Origin of the sequence: Pseudomonas pharyngis, from assembly GCF_021602345.1 — a bacterium.
GTDB lineage: Bacteria > Pseudomonadota > Gammaproteobacteria > Pseudomonadales > Pseudomonadaceae > Aquipseudomonas > Aquipseudomonas pharyngis.
The window spans coordinates 307,716-325,759 of sequence record NZ_BQID01000002.1; the positions used below are offsets into that span (position 1 = coordinate 307,716).

General features: G+C 58.4%; 14 protein-coding genes. 1 reads left to right on the forward strand and 13 read right to left on the reverse strand.

What is annotated here, in order from left to right:
• Position 1 precedes the first annotated feature (1 nt).
• The 7 genes from L6D74_RS04985 to rfaH all read right to left on the reverse strand — a co-directional run bounded on the left by L6D74_RS04985 (position 2) and on the right by rfaH (position 8,263).
• Positions 2-706, reverse strand: coding sequence for a WecB/TagA/CpsF family glycosyltransferase (locus L6D74_RS04985; protein ID WP_039768580.1), 705 nt, complete (start codon positions 704-706; stop codon positions 2-4).
• 13 nt (positions 707-719) lie between these two features.
• Positions 720-2,060, reverse strand: a complete 1,341-nt coding sequence (locus L6D74_RS04990; RefSeq protein WP_064596759.1) for a UDP-glucose dehydrogenase family protein — start codon at positions 2,058-2,060, stop codon at positions 720-722.
• 67 nt (positions 2,061-2,127) lie between these two features.
• The gene (locus L6D74_RS04995; protein ID WP_064596757.1) at positions 2,128-3,519 is read right to left on the reverse strand and encodes an undecaprenyl-phosphate glucose phosphotransferase; all 1,392 of its coding nucleotides are present in this window, start codon (positions 3,517-3,519) and stop codon (positions 2,128-2,130) included.
• Positions 3,520-3,667: 148 nt separating this feature from the next.
• Positions 3,668-5,980 (reverse strand): GumC family protein, encoded by a 2,313-nt coding sequence (locus tag L6D74_RS05000; protein ID WP_064596755.1) that lies wholly within the window; start codon positions 5,978-5,980, stop codon positions 3,668-3,670.
• Between the two features lie 2 nt (positions 5,981-5,982).
• Positions 5,983-6,516 carry a polysaccharide biosynthesis/export family protein gene (locus L6D74_RS05005; RefSeq protein WP_085610331.1) on the reverse strand — a complete coding sequence of 178 codons (534 nt, stop codon included), beginning with the start codon at positions 6,514-6,516 and terminating at the stop codon, positions 5,983-5,985.
• A 12-nt stretch (positions 6,517-6,528) separates the two neighbouring features.
• The gene (locus L6D74_RS05010; RefSeq protein WP_039768571.1) at positions 6,529-7,689 is read right to left on the reverse strand and encodes an outer membrane beta-barrel protein; all 1,161 of its coding nucleotides are present in this window, start codon (positions 7,687-7,689) and stop codon (positions 6,529-6,531) included.
• Between the two features lie 37 nt (positions 7,690-7,726).
• Positions 7,727-8,263 (reverse strand): transcription/translation regulatory transformer protein RfaH, encoded by a 537-nt coding sequence (gene rfaH, locus L6D74_RS05015; protein WP_236187962.1) that lies wholly within the window; start codon positions 8,261-8,263, stop codon positions 7,727-7,729.
• 602 nt (positions 8,264-8,865) lie between these two features.
• On the opposite strand from rfaH, the gene L6D74_RS05020 reads away from it, so the two are divergent.
• Complete coding sequence (locus L6D74_RS05020; protein ID WP_236187963.1) at positions 8,866-9,843, forward strand: NAD-dependent epimerase; 978 nt, start codon at positions 8,866-8,868, stop codon at positions 9,841-9,843.
• A 27-nt stretch (positions 9,844-9,870) separates the two neighbouring features.
• Here L6D74_RS05020 and tspO read toward each other — a convergent pair whose 3' ends face one another.
• From tspO to L6D74_RS05050, 6 genes are all read right to left on the reverse strand, one after another.
• The gene (gene tspO / locus L6D74_RS05025; RefSeq protein WP_064600841.1) at positions 9,871-10,326 is read right to left on the reverse strand and encodes a tryptophan-rich sensory protein TspO; all 456 of its coding nucleotides are present in this window, start codon (positions 10,324-10,326) and stop codon (positions 9,871-9,873) included.
• A gap of 58 nt (positions 10,327-10,384) precedes the next feature.
• Positions 10,385-13,330 carry a PAS domain-containing hybrid sensor histidine kinase/response regulator gene (locus L6D74_RS05030; protein ID WP_236187968.1) on the reverse strand — a complete coding sequence of 982 codons (2,946 nt, stop codon included), beginning with the start codon at positions 13,328-13,330 and terminating at the stop codon, positions 10,385-10,387.
• Between the two features lie 164 nt (positions 13,331-13,494).
• Entirely contained in the window at positions 13,495-15,033 is a 1,539-nt protein-coding gene (locus L6D74_RS05035; protein ID WP_236187970.1) for a cryptochrome/photolyase family protein, read from the reverse strand.
• An 8-nt stretch (positions 15,034-15,041) separates the two neighbouring features.
• Positions 15,042-15,584 (reverse strand): DUF3833 domain-containing protein, encoded by a 543-nt coding sequence (locus L6D74_RS05040; protein ID WP_236187974.1) that lies wholly within the window; start codon positions 15,582-15,584, stop codon positions 15,042-15,044.
• Between the two features lie 514 nt (positions 15,585-16,098).
• On the reverse strand, positions 16,099-16,461 hold the full coding sequence (locus L6D74_RS05045) for a response regulator (protein WP_039768563.1): 363 nt from the start codon (positions 16,459-16,461) through the stop codon (positions 16,099-16,101).
• A 24-nt stretch (positions 16,462-16,485) separates the two neighbouring features.
• Complete coding sequence (locus tag L6D74_RS05050; protein ID WP_166742306.1) at positions 16,486-17,931, reverse strand: ATPase domain-containing protein; 1,446 nt, start codon at positions 17,929-17,931, stop codon at positions 16,486-16,488.
• Between the last annotated feature and the right edge of the window lie 113 nt (positions 17,932-18,044).

Genomic DNA, 18,044 nt, shown 5'->3' on the forward strand with positions numbered 1-18,044 from the left:
GTCATTCCCCAACGCTGATGGCGACTTTGTGTCGAACGATCATGTTCAGCAGGTGCAGGAAGTTGCTCGGGTAATCGATGAGGTAGCGTTTGATCGTGTGGGGCTCGCGGTACATGCGATAGAACGCGCGCAAGTGCAGGCGATTGATCAGCGCCGGGTAGTACTGCCGCGTCGCCAGAGCTTCCTGGCGGATGAACCCGCCACAGCTGAAGGCGACCCCGCGAAAGCCTGCGCGCAGGGCATCCTGCTCGAACTGCTCTTGCCGTCCGGCGCCCAGGCCGACGATCAGAATGTCCGCTGCGCTGCGACAGATGTCGTACCGAATGTCTTCGGCCTGGGCAGCGTCGAAATAGCCGTTGTGATAGCCGGCGATGCTCAGTTGCGGATAAAGGCTCTTGATCTTGCTGATGAACAGGTCGAGTTCGGCTTGTCGGGCGCCGACGAAATAAACCCGTTTGCCCTGTTGCTCGGCGCTGCGCAGCACAACGTCGGCTATCGAGGTGAAGTCGAAGCTGACCCGGCCAATCGGTCTGCCGGTGATGCGAGACATGAAGGTCGACATCAGCATGCCGTCGCAAAAATAGGCAACGCTGCTCGGGTTTTGCTCGAAAAAACTGCCGATCGAGGCAAAGTTAATGAAGGAATAGGCTTGGTTGGCCTCCAGCAATTTCGCCGAGTAGTGGCCGACTATCTCCAGTTTGAACATGGCGCGGCTCCTCTCAGAGAACTGAAGGGGTCTGCCGACCCACGGAGACGTAGGTGAACCCACGTTTGCTCAAACGCTGCGGATCGAACAGATTGCGCCCGTCGAAAATCAACGGCTGTTTGAGCAACCGGCTGAGCTGGTCGAAGTCCGGTGCCCGAAACGATTGCCACTCGGTGACGATGATCAGGGCGTCGGCATTTTTCAGCGCCGCTTCCTTGGTGCCTGTCAGCGTCAGGTCGTCGCGCGAGCCGTAAAGGCGCTGGGCCTCTTCCATGGCTTTGGGATCAAACGCCTGCACGCTGGCGCCGGCTTGCCACAAAGCCTCCATCAGTACCCGGCTGGGGGCTTCGCGCATGTCGTCGGTATTGGGTTTGAAACTCAGCCCCCACAGGGCAAACGTCTTGCCGCGAAGGTGGCCGTCGAAGTGATCGAATACCTTGCGATAGAGGCTGGCTTTCTGTTCCTGGTTGCGCGCCTCCACGGCCTTGAGCACCCGGGCGTCGATGTCGACACCGTCGGCCGCCTGTATCAGCGCTTTCACGTCTTTGGGAAAGCACGAGCCGCCGTAGCCCAGACCTGGGTAGATGAACTGGTAACCGATGCGCGGGTCGGCGCCGATGCCGTGGCGCACTTTTTCAATGTCGGCGCCGAGCCTTTCGGCGAGGCAGGCCATTTCGTTCATGAAGCTGATCTTGGTCGCCAGCATGCAGTTGGCGGCGTACTTGGTCAGCTCGGCGCTGCGAACGTCCATGACAATGATTTTTTCGCGGCTGCGATTGAACGGTTCATACAGTTCGCGCATGACCTCTTCGGCACGCGGGCTGTCGGTGCCGATGATGATCCGGTCCGGGCGCATGCAGTCTTCGACCGCGCAGCCTTCCTTGAGAAATTCCGGGTTTGAAACCACGTCGAACGTCAGATCGCCGCGACCGTTGTCGGCCAGCACCTGCTCGATACACGCGCGAACTCGGTCCCCCGTACCGACGGGCACGGTGGATTTGTCGACGATGATCTGGTGCCGATCCATGTTCAGCGCGATGGTCTGCGCCACGCTCAGCACGTATTGGAGATCCGCCGAACCGTCTTCGTCGGGCGGTGTGCCGACGGCGATCAACAGCACATCGCCATGGTGAACGGCGTCCACCAGGTCTGTGCCGAACCGCAGCCGGCCGCTTTGGTAGTTGTCGCGCACCAGGCTTTTCAGGCCCGGTTCGTAGAGCGGCAGCGTGCCCTCTTTCAATGCCTCGACCCTGCCGGCGTCGACGTCGACGCAAAGTACGTTGTGCCCGACCTCGGCCAATGCAGCACCCTGGACAAGGCCTACGTAACCAATACCGAATACGCTCACATTCATGGTCGAACCTCAGATCGTGGTGACGGTTATCAACGGTCGGGCAGGGGACGGCAGAGTTGGGGCGGGCTTAGTAGATGTTTTTCGAGAACAGCGTGAAGGGGGTCTTGATGAGGATTTTGATGTCGAGCCACAGCGACCACTGGTTGATGTAGTTGAGGTCCTGGGCGACGCGCAGCTGCATCTTTTCCACGGTCTCGGTTTCGCCACGATGGCCGGTGATCTGGGCCAGCCCGGTGATCCCCGGCTTGAGGCGATGCCGGGCCATGTAGGCGCGCACCTTGCCGGTGTAATAAAGGTTGTGGGTGACGGCATGCGGACGCGGGCCGACCAGGGCCATGCGGCCGGACAGCACATTGAACAGCTGTGGCAATTCGTCGATGGAACTGCGGCGCAGAAAACCGCCGATCGGCGTCAGGCGATCATCGTTGCGGGTGGCCTGCCGAACCTGCTGGTCGTCGTGGACGTGCATCGAGCGAAACTTCCAGACCTTGATCACTTCGCCGTTGCAACCGTGACGGTTCTGCTTGAACAGCACCGGGCCGGCGGAGGTCAGCTTGACGGCGATGGCCACCACCAGCAGCACCGGGCTGAGCAGGATAATCGCCAGGGCGGCAAGGCTGCGTTCAAACAGATCCTTGCAAAACAGGCTGGCAGGGTGCGAGCTGATCAGGCTCTCGTTGAGGTAGATGGCCGGCATTCGCTCGATTTCCGAGATCGAATGGTTGAGCAGCACCATGCTGCCGAAATCCGGTATCCACACCACGTCGACGTTCATGTCCAGCAGGTCGATGTAGAGCGCTTCGATGGTGGCGGCATGGGCCATTGGCAGCACGATATAGACGCGGCGCACTTCCTGGCCCGTGATGATCTCGCGGATGGCGGAAACGTGGCCGAGCAACGGCAGAATGCTGGGTGCAGGGCCGCAGCTGTCCTCGGCGGCAATGAAGCCCAGCACCAGCGCGCGGTTCGGTCGGGACAGTTTTTTCGCCAGTTCATGGGCCGTCGGGCAGGTACCGATGATCACCGAACGGCGTCCGTTGCAGACCTTGCGCGAGTACAGGCGGGCCAGGTAATGCAGGGGCAGAAAGCTCAAGGCCTGAACCACAAAACCCAGCACCGCCCAGACCATGATCACCTGGCGTGAATAAATGGCGCTGGTCTGGGTGAAGAACGCAATCGCCGCCAGTACGGCCAGCAGGGTCAACCACCCGGCCAGCAATCTGCCGAGCCCGACCAGCAGGCCATGGCGCTTGTGGTAGACCTGCATCACGCTGTAGATCGGCACCGAGCCGAGCACCGTCAGAATGATCAGGATGCGATATTCGCTGGTCAGACTGCCGACGCGCCAATGCACGAGCAATATCAACAGCGCCGTCACCAGCGACAGCGCGCAAAGCCACTGGCCCCAGAACGTCAGGCCTCGGCGGTGTGTCATGTGAGCGGTATAGAGCGATGTCATGGGCTTAACCTCGAGACAGCATTCATGCATCAGCGCGAATCGAGCAGGCACGGCGTGCCTCCCGATGGCTTTTCCGTAGCTCGGCGGAGGTGAAGCGAGTAGTGCGTTGGCAGAAGAGGGCGTAGCGGCGGGCGTACGCGCCCGATGGTTACCTGGGCGCGAAATCGTAGTTATAGAACGCCCGGGAGTGGTGGTAGCCGTACTTGCGCGCCTTGCGCAGGTCGACCTGGTTGAGCACCGTGCCAAAGACCGGCACATGGCTTTGTTGCAACATGGCAATCCCTCGCTGAACCTGGCTGATCGACGTGCTGTCAGCCTTCACGACATAGATCACCGCGTCCGAATGTTTTGCCAGCAGCAGCGCGTCACTGATCATCTCCGCTGGGGGAGAATCGATGATGATGTGGCGATAACGTGACCTGAGCGCTTCGAGCATGCGCGCCATGCGCGGCGAGCTGAGCAAATCCTGTGGCGGTGGCTGAACCGGGTTGAGCGGATCGCCAGGGGACGGCAGGCGTGGCGCAACGAACATATCCAGCGACGGCGGCAAGACCTTCCCGGCCGGCAGCATGTCCAGATTGCCCACTGAAACAATGCAGTCTTCAAGCCTGGCCGTGCCGGCAATGACATTCGCCAGTCCGGGGCTGTCCGGCGGAAAATCGAAGTTCAGCGACAGGGTTGGCTGACGCATGTCGGCATCGATCAGCAGCACGCGTTCCAGCGGTGTCAGCGAACTGGCGAGGTTGGTGGCGATGGTGCTTTTACCCTCGCCGGCAACCGTGGAGGTCACGAGCACCACTTGTGACGGTTTTTCGCTGCTTTGCAGCATCAGCCAGGTGCGCAGGTTGCGAATGGTCTCGGAAAAACGCGGGTTGTCGTTGTCCTCGAACAGGCGCGCCAGTTGCCGGCGGCTTTTCTTTATCACCAGCGGCACGACGCTGAGCAGTGGAACATTCAACACGCTCTCGATCGATTCATCGGTTTTGAAGGTATTGCTCAGACTCTCGAAGAGCAGTGCCAGCCCGACGCCGATGACTGCAGCAATCAACCCGACGATCGCGACAATCAATGTCTTGCGCGGTTTGCTCGCGTCGACGGGAACGATGGCCGGGTCGACGATGCGCACTTTCGTCGAGTCCATGTCGGCGGTGGCCGTGGTTTCTTTCAGGCGGGTGACGAAGGTTTCATACAGCGCGCGCGTGCTGTCGACTTCACGCTGGAATTCGCGCAACTGGAACTCTTTGCGCGCGATGTCCTGGATCTGCGCCTTGTTGCTGTTGAAGGATTGACGCAGCGACGCTTCACTCGCCGTGGCGAGCTGGTATTGCCGCTCGATACCGGCCACCACTTGCTGCACCTGCAATTGCAGACTGGTTGTCGCGGTGCGCAGCTCGGTTTGTGCGGAGATCAGGCTGGGGTGCTTCGGACCGTAGCGCCCGGCCAGTTCATCAACCTTGGCCTGGGCCACCGCGCGATCGGCCTGGAATTTCTGCACCAGAGGGTTGCTCAAGACCGCCGGCACGCTGGACAGTCGGCTCAGATCGCCGTTGCCCAGGGCTTTCGCCTGCCGGTACTCGCTCTCGGCTTCAGCGCGGTTGCGTCGGGCGTCGACCATGCGATTGCCGGTCATTTCCAGTTCGTTGGCGCTGATGGTGGCAACGCCGCCAACATCCACCAGACCTTGTTCTTCGCGGTAACCCTGGAGTTTTTTCTCGGCCGCCCGCAGGTTGTCGCGCAGCTTGATCAGACGTGTGTTCATCCAGGCCGTGGTGGTTTGCGACGATTTCTCGCTGGTATCGAGCTGGCTGTCGGTAAAGCCCTGAGCCAGTGCGTTGGCCGCCGCCGCTGCCAGAACAGGGTCTGGCAACTCGACTTCGATTTCGAGCAACTGGCTTTTGCCAACGAACTTGACGCTGGTGTGCAGCATGAGGTTCTGCGTGACCTGATTGAAGACGTCTGCTTCAGTGAGTGGCTCTTTCTTTTGCGGTAGATATCGACCTAGCCCCGGGATCCATTGATCAAGGTCCAGATCGGCCAGCCATTGGCGCGGCGCAAACCAGGACTTTGGCTGCTGGCGCGGATCGGTGACCGGGTGAGTCGTCAGCCCGAGTTTTTTCACCGCGCGTTCGGCGAGGTCTCGCGATTGCAGGAGCGCCTGCTGAGTCTGCAAGTAATCTGTGGCGTTGCCGCCGGAGTCCTTGACTTGCTGGAACGACATCAGCGGAGGTGTTTTGTCGTTGAACAGCAGGGTGGTGCTGCCAATGTATTGCGGCGTGATATTGGAGACCACCACGGCCGCCAATACGCAACTCAGCAGAACCAGCCAGCCGATGCGCCACTTGGCGCGCCAGATGATCCTCCACAGATTGAGCAGATCCAGGGTGTCCTTGTCGTCGGCGTGCTGCGGATGCAGATGCGCTTGAAGAGGACGTTCGACGTAGTTGCTTGGGCTGTTGTCCATGATCAGAAAAAGCCTTGTGCAATGGAAATGGTGTCGCCGGGGGCGATTGTGGTGCTGCGCGTGACGTTATCGGTCACGGTCGCGCCACCATCACCGCGCAAGATGGTCACTCGCTTCATCGAAGCCCGCTCGGTCAAGCCACCGCCCAGTGCAATGGCTTTTTCCAGTGTCAGTCCGGGCACGAACGGATAGCTGCCGGGCTTTTTCACTTCGCCATTGATGTAGAACGAGCGGTATTCGATCTGGCTGAGACTGACTTTCGGGTCGATCAGATAACCCTGCTTGAGCCCGTCGACGATGATTTTCTCGACCTGGCCGGGGGTCAGTCCCTTGGCGGATATTTCGCCGAGAAACGGGTAGGAAAAGGTGCCGGCATCACTGAGCCGGATCTTTTTCATGCTCAATTCCGGCTCACCGAAAACGATGATTCGCAACACGTCGCCGGCAGCGAGTTTGTATTGCGTATCGGGATCTGCCGCATAGGTGTGGGGCAAGAGAAACAACGCGAACAAAAGGACAAGTGTGCGAGTGTTCATGTCGAGACCCTCTTAAAGGCTGACGTTGAAGCTGATCTGAAACACGTTGCGGGTGAAGCTTTCATTGTCGGCATCGGAATCGTTGTCGCGGTATCGATAACCCAGTTCGATATCCAGCCAACGGCGCATGGCGTACACCACGGCCAGGTTGTAGTCCTGAAGATTGTCGGTACGGCTTTGGCCTTCGTAGACATAACGCCCGTAACCGGCCTGGGCCACGGTAGTAATCCGCTCAGTCCAGCCGTGACGCCAGCCGACCTGGGTGAAGGTCGACTTCACGGCATCAGCGCCGTCGTCACCCTCGGCGAGGGCCTGGCGAGCGACGAAGGTGAATGTCGAATAGGTCCGCGGTTTCCATTGCAGATCGACTTGCCAGGTCGGGTTGTCGAGGTCTTTGGATTCGCTGTTGTCGAAGTTCTTTTTCTCGTAACCGACGCGGACCTTGCCCGTCGTGCGTGCCGTGAAATCCCATACGGCACCGGCCATGACGGCGTCGGATTTACTGCTGCGCGGGCTGTTGGCCTGCTGGTAATCAAAGTCGGTGTGGTTATATTCGACAAGACCCCGGGTATTGCTGCCGATGCGGTGATACCAGGTGCTGGTGAGGGCAGTGGTATTGCGTTCCTTGTCGTCGTTGATGCCATCGGCGTTGTCGTAGCGCAGTTGTGCGTAACTGGCCCCGAGATCGATTTGGTTGTCAGCGCTTTTCGCCCCGAAGGTGTAGAGACCGCCCACCCGTTTGTTGTTGAGCTTGTCGTTGATGCCTTCGACCGCCGTCGATTCCGTGCGCTCCCATTTGCGGTACTCGGCGTCGAGCTTCAGACGATGCCGGTCAGTAAACTCCATGATGCTGTCGGCACGCACGCGTTGTGCCGTGTTCGAGGCATCCGACTCGTCGTGATAAATGTAGCGAGTGGGTTGCCAGATCAGTCGCGTGGCACTGTTGCGATCCTCGGCCTTGAGCTCGAAAGAAGGCGCCAGCTTGGTGACCATGGAGGACTGTTTGCTGTTTTCCAGTTCGCGAAAGTTGTCGTCATAACTTTCCGAAAACAGGAACGATGGCGTGAAGTCGAATCCATACACATCAATGGCTTGCGGATTGATGCTCCAGGCCATTTCGGGATAGAGACAGGCCATCATCAGCGCGACAGGGCATCGTGACTTCAAAGCCATGTTATAGCTCCTGAGCAAGGGCATATAAGGCAAGTCGTTAGTTGTAGGGGTGAAAACCGGCTTGTTGTCGTTCAATCACGCCCAATGGCAGGCAGACAGGCTGCTCACGGTTGAGAAACTGCAGGAGGATCATCACGCGGTCGGTTCCGTGCAATCCGAGGAACACGCCCTCCAGTGGCGCGAGCGGGCCGCTGACAATCTGTAGATTCTCTCCGGGTTTCAGCGCTTCATCCGGCCCCGACGTCATTGATTCGATGCAACGCGTACGCAGATGCTCGATGACGTGCTCAGGCACTGTCGCGGGACCATGATTGAATTCGACAAAACGACTGACCCCTCGGGTGGAACGCAAGGGTGCCCAGTTGTCGTCACGACTGAGTTGGATGAACAAATATCCAGGAAAGAGGGATTCGTGCACTCGCTGGCGTTTTCCGCGAATAATGCGCTCGCTGACGAGTTGGGGATGAAAGACCACGTAATTCTGTTGAAGCAGATTGAGATGAGCACGCTCATCCTGACGTGGCTTGCATTGCAAAAGGTACCAATTTGGGTGGTCCGAGCTGATGACTGGCATGCTGGTAAACTCTGTAATGATCGAAAGTTTATGGCAGGCAGAAGCTCTATTGAGGGCTAAGTAAGGGCTGTCAGCGAAAGTGATTTTTATTATGGGTTATTGAAGTGTTTCAAACATGAATCACAAAGTGTTTCATTGGTGTGCATCGAGCAGTGAAGTTTCGCTCTGTTATGCGTCACCTCTGGAGGAATTATCGGTTCAACTTTTTAGAAGGCAAAGCTACCGCACGGTCTGTTCATTCAGGCTTAAGGTTAGGTAACTAAGTAGTTGTCCCTGAAGCGACAGGGCGCGAGTAAGTGACTGCTCGCGCCCTGCAAAAAATCAACCTTGGTAGTTATCGGCCAGTCTTTCTGGTCTGTCAAACGTTAGCAGTCAAAAAACACGCCATCCATCCAGTAATGCTTTTGCCGATGGATAACTGACTGTTTTTTAATGACTTATTCTTTTGGCTGAACGGTAGAAACTTTTTCTGCCTGTTATGGTCTCGACTATTATTTAGATCGAAAGCTTTCCCCACTATTGGGTGCTGTTATAAAACCTGGACTGAATAAGTCATCCAGCGCTATAACTTATCGCCTGTCGGCTTGTGGGGAGCAGGGATTATGACCGTTCTTGTTACAGGCGCTGCGGGCTTTATCGGCTATCACGCGGTCAAACGATTGGCGCAGCAAGGCCAGGAAGTTGTCGGTATCGACAACCTTAACGATTACTACAGTGTGGATCTCAAACAGGCGCGGCTTGAACAGTTGAGTAGTCTGCAGAGTTTCAGTTTTGAAACACTGGATATTGTCGACAAGCCTGCCTTGATGGCGTTATTCAAAGCGCACGATTTCACCGAGGTGGTGCATCTGGCCGCTCAGGCGGGTGTGCGCTATTCGCTCGACAACCCGGATGCCTATGCGCAATCGAACCTGGTGGGGTTTCTGAATGTGCTGGAAGCCTGCCGACATTATCCGCCCGCGCATCTGATCTACGCGTCGAGCAGCTCGGTATACGGGGCCAACAGCAAGTTGCCCTACAGCGTCGATGATGCGGTCGAGCACCCTGTCTCGCTGTATGCCGCCACCAAGCGCGCCAATGAGCTTCTCGCCGACAGCTATTGCCATCTCTACGGCTTGAAGGCCAGCGGCCTGCGCTTTTTCACGGTTTACGGGCCCTGGGGCAGGCCGGATATGGCGCTGTTCAAATTTACCGAAGCCATTCTTCAGGGACGACCGATCGACATCTACAACCAGGGTCAGATGGCGCGGGACTTTACTTACGTCGATGACGTTGTCGAAAGCATCGTCCGCCTGTGTCCGAAACCGCCAGCGCCGGAGAAGGAGGTGAGTGGCGTCAACCGGATTTTCAACCTGGGACGCGGCAAACCGGTCGCATTACTGGATTTCGTCGACTGCCTCGAACAGGCACTGGGCATAAAAGCCCAGCGCAATCTGTTGCCGATGCAGGCCGGCGATGTCATCAAGACCTGGGCTGATGTTTCGGCATTGGAACAATGGATCGGGTTTTCTCCGCGAGTGGAAGTTGCAGAGGGTGTGGCGCAGTTTGTGAGTTGGTATCGCCAGTACTATCGGATTTGAGCGGCGCTTCATGCGCCTGTAGTACGGTCATGAGCCGAGACCCACCCGGTTGTTGCGCATGATCGAAAAATTAAGCGCCGCAGCGACACACAGCCAGGCCAGATAAGGAAACAGGATCAACCCGGTGATCACATCCAGGCGCAGGGCCAGGACCACCATCACGGCGACGACCAGCCACAACAGTACGAGAATAATCATCGCGGCAACGATCCGCTGCGCGCCGAAGAACACAGGCGTCCACAGTGTGTTCAGCGCAATCTGCGCCGCCCACAATGCCAGCACCTGTTCGCTGCCGGGAATCATGGTCAAGCGATAGCCGACCCAGGCCAGCAGCAGGTAGATCGTCGTCCAGGCCACCGGAAACACCCAGTTGGGTGGCGTGAACTTCGGTTTGTTGAGCTGCGCGTACCATTGGCCGGGCTTGAAAACCATGCCGGTGGTTGCCGCCGCACCGCACGCGATCAGAAAAATCAGGAAAGTCACCATTTCATACTCCTTGGCCGCAGCCCGTTTGCCTGGTTTGTTCCGCCGCAGCGGTCGTTCATTCGGATCTTGAGCACATCAGTTCACTGACCCGCGCCACCAGCGTGTCGACCGCGAAGGGCTTGGTCAGCACCTGCATGCCCGGGCCCAGTTGGGCGGCGCCGATTACTGCGTTCTCCGCGTAACCGGTAATGAAGAGGGTCGTCAGGTTCGGGCGGATCTCCCGGCCGGCGTCGGCCAGTTGCCGGCCGTTCATGCCACCTGGCAGGCCGACATCGGTGATCAGCAGGTCGATATGCACGTTTGATTGCAATACTTTCAGCCCGGCAACGCTGTCGCCTGCCTCAAGCAAGTTGTAGCCGAGATCGCCAAGCACTTCGGTCAGCAGCGCGCGCACCGTGGGTTCGTCGTCCACCACCAGAATGGTCTCGCTGGCCTTGGGCACCACCGCCGGTGCGATGTGCTTGTCATCGTGGCTCTGCACGGGATCGCCACGGTGACGAGGCAGGTAGATGCACATCGTGGTGCCCCGGTCGACCTGGGAGTGCACGCGCACCTGGCCGCCGGACTGTTTGGCGAACCCGTAGATCATCGACAAGCCCAGCCCTGTGCCCTGACCCAGCGGTTTGGTGGTGAAGAACGGGTCGAAGGCCTTGGCGATGACATCGGCCGACATGCCGGTGCCGGTATCGGTGACGCACAGGCACACATACTCGCCCTCGGGCATGTCCAGCGCGCCGGCGATCTCGGTGTCGACGATGCGATTGGCCGTCTCGATGGTGATGCGTCCGCCATCGGGCATTGCATCGCGCGCGTTGATACACAGATTGAGCAGCGCGTTCTCCAGTTGACTGGCATCCACCAGTGTTGGCCAGAGTACGGGCGAACCAATGGTTTCCAGGAGAATGCTCGGGCCCACGGTGCGCTGGATCAGCTCGGTCATGCCGGTCATCAGCGTGTTGACGTCGGTCGGTCGTGGATCGAGGGTCTGGCGTCTGGAGAACGCCAGCAGGCGGTGGGTAAGGGCCGCGGCTCGCTTGACCGCGCCCTGTGCGGTCACCATGTACTTGTCGACTTCGTTCAAACGGCCCTGATTGATTCGCGCGCCCATCAACTCCAGTGCGCCGGAAATGCCGGCCAACAAGTTGTTGAAATCGTGAGCGAGGCCTCCCGTCAGTTGGCCGACCGCTTCCATCTTCTGCGACTGACGCAGTTTTTCCTCTGCCTGCATCAACTCGGCGGTGCGCGATGAAACCCTTTGCTCGAGGGTGTCGTTGAGCGAACGCAACGCGGCAAGAGCCCGGTCGCGCTCCGCCTCGACAGTGCGCCGCTCCTCGACGTCGATCAGCACGCCGGGAAAACGCAGGGGAACTCCGTCATCTGCACACTCAACGCGTCCGTTGGCTTCGATCCACTGGAATCTGCCGTCCTCGCGCCGTACACGGTACTGATGGGAATAGGCGCCACCGCGGCCAATGGCTTCGTCGATTGCCATGGTCAGGCTATCGCGGTCGTCGGGGTGCACGCTGGTGATCACTTGTTCGAGGCTGAGGCCTTCGCGCCCCAGTGCCGGGTCGAGGTTGAACACCTGGGCGAAGCCTTCGTCGATGGCAAAGCGGTCGGTCAGCAGGTCCCAGTGCCAGGTGCCGATGATGGCGCCCGCGGCAAGGGCCAGTTGCACTCGTTCGACGTTTTCCCGGGCAATTGCCTCGCTGGCGCGCAAGCGTTCCTCGGCGGCGCGCCGCTCGGTGACGTCGTTGAACAGGATCGCGATCTGCCGGTCAGCCGGATCGCCGACCCGCACCGCGCGCACATCGAACCAGCGTTCAAAGGTATTGGCGTAATTTTCGAAGTTCGCCGGTTCCCCGGTCTTGGCCACGTGGCCGTAGGTTTCGAACCAGAAGCGCTCAAGATTGGGCGCGAACTCGGTGACCCACTTACCGCGCAGGTTGACCCCGCACTGGCGCTCGAACGCCGGGTTGGCCTCGACGAAGTAGTAGTCGACAGGCTCGTCGTTGGCGTCGAATTTGACTTTGACGATAGCGAACGCCGACTCGATGGTTTCCAGAATGGTACTGAAGCGTTCCTCACTCTGGCGCAGCGCCGTTTCGGCACTGCGCGAGCGCGTCAGGTCAAGCATCGCGCCGATCATGCGTTCGGCCTGGCCAGCGGGATTGCGGATCAAGTGTCCGCGATCGAGCACTTCGGCGTAGGAGCCGTCCTGACAGCAGAACCGATACTCCGCGCTCCATGTCGTGCCGTCGCCTTCGATGGCGGCGCGGATCGATGCCTGCACCCGCGCCTGATCCTGCGGATGGATCCGCGCGAACCGCCAGTCGCCACTGGGATCAACATTCTCCAGCGGGAAACCGTACGCCTGTTGCAACGCCTGGTTCCAGATGATCTGGTTGGTTTGCAGGTCCCAGTCCCACACCGCATCGCTGGTCGCCTTGACCGCCAGTCGATAGCGCTCCTGGGTTTCGGCCATGGCGCGTCCGAACAGATGCTCCTGAGTCCGGTCGCGGAGAATTTTCACGAACCCCAGGTGAGTCTGGTCTTCATCGTAAAGCGGCATCAGCTCGCCCGAGGCCCAGAATCGCTCGCCGTTCTTGCGCAGATGCCAGCGCTCATCGTAGGCACGGCCAGCGCAAAGGGCGCGTTGCATTTCCTCTTCTACACGGCCGGCAGCGCGGTCCTCAGGTGTGAAAAAGCAGGCCGCGCTCTGGCCGCGAACCTCTTCGGCGGACCAGCCCAGCACGTTGGTCGCGCCGCAGTTCCATTCCGTGATGTTCCCGCCAAGGTCAGTGACGACCATCGCAAAATCCACTGCACTCTCAAAAACCGCCCGCTGCCGCGCCTCACTACGAGCGAGCGCGGCCTGACTGGCGTGCAGTCGCGCCGTGATGTCGCGCTCAATGTCGACTTCATTGCTCTGCAGCGCGGCGCGTAATCGCTTGACCTCGCACTCGAGCGCTTCGCGACTAAGGTGTTTGAGGGTGTCCATCTCACCTTCTTGGTTGAATTTTTCAGGGACCGGTTTCAGTGGTTCGGGCATGCCCGAGCGCTGCAGTCAGCAGCGGGAAGCGTTGTGGCTGCTGATCCGTTGACAGGTTGCTTCATCGTTAAGTTTCACTGATGGAGCAAGGTCGCTTCGAGTGAACGCTGATTTCAAATCGAATCGCCGTTATCCAGGCGCGCCAACAGTGCCTGGCCGCGTTGCCAGAGTGCCTGTTGCCTGGTTTGCGGCATGCGGTCGAGGTTCTTGTACATCATGCTCATGCGCTGATTGCCGCGCAGCAGCTCACCGTGGCGCATCAGGAAATGCCAATACAGCGCGTTGAACGGGCAGGCATTGTCCGCCGTGCTTTCGCGGACCTTGTACGCGCAACCGCGGCAGTAATCCGACATGCGATTGATGTACTGGCCGCTGGCGCAATAGGGTTTGGAACCGAGATAACCGCCATCGGCGTGCATGACCATGCCCAGCGTGTTGGGCAGCTCGACCCAGTCAAAAGCATCCATGTAGATCGCCAGGTACCACTCGCAGATCTGACTCGGCGCGATGCCGGCGAGCAGGGCGAAGTTGCCGGTGACCATCAGCCGCTGGATGTGATGCGCGTAGGCGTGTTGCAAGCTTTGCCCGATGGCCTGGCGCATGCAGTTCATTTGCGTCTCACCCGTCCAGTAGAACTCGGGCAGCGGCCGGCTGTTGCCAAAAGAGTTGCCCAGCGCGTAATCCGGCATCTTCAGCCAGTACACGCCCCGCACATATTCCCGCCAGCCAATCAGTTGCCGAATGAAGCCTTCGGCGGCATTGAGCGCAACGCTGCCGGCCCAGTACGCCGACTCCACATCACTGCAAATTTGCCGCAAATCCAGCAGGCCAATGTTGAGCGCTGCGCTGATGCGCGCATGAAACAGGAACGGCTCATCACTGGCCATGGCGTCCTGGTAATCGCCAAACCCGGCCAGACCGTAATCGAGAAAGTACGCCCAAAGAGCCTGCGCATCGGCATGGGTGACGGGATAGTTGAAGTCATCGAGCGCACCGTAGTGCTGGCTGAAACGCGCCTTGACCAGTGCCAGTACATCGCGGGTGATGGCGTCGTTTTTGAAACGTGCCGGGTAGGGCGCTTTGACGCCCTTGGGCAGGGCCTTGCGATTCTCGGCATCGAAGTTCCACGCGCCGCCCACTGGCGAGCCGTCACCATTGAGCAGCAAGCGGCTCTTGCGACGCATCTCACGGTAGAAAAACTCCATGCGCAGCTGTTTCTTGCCCTCGGCCCAGGCGGCAAATTCTTCGCGACCGCACAGAAAACGCGTATCGGTGTGCCACTGGACGGGCAAACCGCATTCCTTGATCGAATGCTCCAGCCGCCAGTCGCCACACTCAGTCACGTGCACTTCGTCGGCCTGCAACAGCTTTTTCCAACGATGCAGCTCACCCGGCACCGAACCGCTGTTTTGCGGGTCATCCAGGGTCACGTATTCAACACGTATGCCTTGGTCTTCCAACGCCTGAGCGAAGTGGCGCATGGCACTGAAGATCAGGGCAATCTTCTGTGGGTGGTGGGGCACGTGGCTGGCTTCTTCCATGACCTCAACCAGCAACACCGTGTCGCGCTCGGCATCGAGTGCCTGTAAGGAAGCCAGGTCGAACGACAACTGGTCGCCCAGTACTAGGCATAAGCGGCGGGTAGTGTTCATTTTGCGGTTCATTGGCTTGCTTCGGTGCTCTGGCGACGGAAGAACAAGGTCACCTGGCCGACCTCCACGCCGAACTTGGACATGCGGGTGCGGTTGATCAACGTGTCCTCGTCCATCAGATACATCCAGTCGTCCATGCTCATTTCATAGGTCGAATCGTCGACCGCTACGTTCAGCCGATAGCGCCAGTGAAATGTGTTGCCCGCCACCTGGCCTTGGGCAACGCCGACTACATCGCCGGCGCGACCGCTCCAGCGTCCCTGGCCCTCGGGCGTCAATGTCCATACGCGGTGTTGGCGGGTGCCATCGCTGTACAGAAAGCGCTCGTCGAGAATCAGGTTGTTGCCTTCGCGACGGCTGACGATATTCACTTCGAAACGCTTGGTCACTTCGCCGCTGCGCTTCTGAAACATTCCCCAGGCCTTGACGGGCTGGCTGAAAAACCGATGCAGATCCAGGGCTGGTTGTTGGTCGGCATAACGGGCGACGTCCACGCTGGTGCAGCTTGCGATGCTGAATATCAGTGTCAGTAACAGCAGGAATCGCGTCATTGCCTTACTCCCTGATTGCAAAGGTGTCGAAGGCCAGGTTCGAACCATTCGCTTGTACGGTGGGCTGGACATGTACAGGTTTATCGTTTTCCCCGGCTGGTCTTGACGCTCGACTTTTGACGACGTCAACGAGAGTCTTACGGCGATGGCCGGCTTTGTTTTTCTCGCGGCAGCGCTGTACGTGAGGCCAAGCGTTTTGCGAATAGTTGTACGTAGACAGATAGTTTGTATAGGTATGAATCAAGATAGGCCGAAAAAAACCACCTGACAATACTTCCTATCCCAGGCAGGGCGCTTGCTGCGCCTTTCTCACACACTTCTCGGTGTTGCAACGGCTAGGTCATCAAAGGAGGTCGATCAGGTTGCCGAGTACGTGGCGTTTTTTGAAATGGATGGTTGCGCGATGGTTTGAAACGAGAGGAGGCGGGGAGTCAGCTAAAGGTGAACGCTGCATGCCATCAGGCATGCAGGGCCGAGCGGGTAGGTTCAGTCTTGGAGATGGATTCAATCCGTTTCAATTTGCAGCCAGCAGTCGCCTGGCGGTAGCAAGGATTGAATCGATATTGAAAGGCTTTTCCAGGACAGCATTGAACAAGTCCGATCTCTCCATGCCGAGGTGGGCTTGCGCGCCGCTGATCAGAATGATGGGCAAGAGATGCGCTGAGGGCAGGGCGCGGACGGCCGTGGCGAATTCGAGTCCGTCCATTACCGGCATCATGAAGTCGGTAATGATCAGGTCAGGGCGCTCTCGCTCAAGCACCTCAAGCCCTTTTTTGCCATTGCTGGCTTTCACGACCATGAAGCCTTCATCCTCCAGCGCAAAGCCGAGAATGTCAGCGATCAAATATTCGTCGTCGACAACCAGGATGGTGGTCATGAGAATGCAACCTGAATAGAAGACCTAGGAAAATGAACCTGGCAGGGCTGCAGGATTAGGAACTGGCGGTTCATTTCTTGAAGCCTTTTTCAGATCAACGTCCTGGTCACGGATGACCACTTCAAATCGCGAAGGGTCATAAGAGCTATCTCTGACTTTAAGAATGGAAATGGTTCTGCTTAGTTCAGAGTCATTCTCGAAGAACCGCATCAGCATCAGATTGTCGACGATGCTGGACAGGTCAGAGTTTGGTGAACTGATCTCGGAGCCGAACAGATCTCGCATCTCCCAAGAGGCAAACACGGTCACGCCCCTGGAGCGTAATTCGTTCATGAGGGCACTGTAAAAGTCAGTAATTCGGGCTGGATTCGTCGACACCCGCGTCATGCCGCTAAGGCTGTCGATGAATAAACGCTTGATGCCCTTTTCTTCGACGATGCTCAGCAACCTTGAGCCCAGGCCGTCCAGGAGACCTTCGGTGGTCGGTTGCCACGCGATGCTCAACGCACCGCTTTCTTCCATGCCTTTGATGTCGATTCCTAGTGACTGGCCCTTCAGGCGTAACCGCTCCGGGCTTTCATAAAAGCCAAAATGCAGGCCCGGTGCCTTCACCGTCGACTCACCCAGGAATTTAAGACCCAGCGTTGTCTTGCCTATTCCTGATGGGCCCATGACCAGCGTCACGCTGGAACTGTGCAGCCCGCCACCCAGTATCGTGTCCAGAGAATGTATACCGCTGGGGATGCGCGTCATGTTGGCGCTGTCGGGCGAAGAGGGGTGGCTGTAGAGGCTTTCCAGGCGCGGATAAACCACCAGACCGTTCTCGGTGATTTCGCACTCGTGAAGTCCGGTCAGTGCCGCGCTACCCCGGGTTTTACGCAGTTGAATACGACGCACCGAGCGGGTGCCATAAAGCTCCTCTCCCATTTCGATCACGCCATCCACCATGGTGTGCTCGGGGCTGCCGTCATCCAGTCGGGAACTGGTGAGAAACAACACGGTGCATCCAGCAAATGCAGCGTGCCCTTGCAATTCAGAGATGAACTTCTTGGTGTCGATTGGCGAGTCGGCTTTAGAGCGTGCGTTCAGCAATCCGTCGACAACCATGACTGTCGCCTTCTGGCGGCTGATCTCACGCCTCAGCAGTTTTACGACTTCATCCAGACCTTCATTTTCCAGCGTATCGAATGCACTGACGAACTGGATTTCAGCGCCAACTTTGGAAGCGTCGTAAAAGCTCAAGGTGGACAGAAACTGAAAAAGCCGGTCATGGGATTCGGCAAGCAGTGTCGCTACCAGTACACGGCCGCCGTTGCGCGCATGATGGAATCCAAGTTGGTTGGCGAGGATCGTTTTGCCCGACCCTGGACGCCCCTGAATAATGTAGGAAGCGCCTGAGACCAATCCGCCCTTGAGCAGAGCATCCAGGCCTTCGATTCCACTCTGAAGGCGATTTAACTTTTCCACTATGCGACCCTGATCTTGAAATCATGCTGTTAAACCGAATGTACGGGATGCTAACGCCATTTCTGTGCCGGAGCTATCTGCACTTCACTGACGTTTCAGGCAGCAGTGCCGGTAAA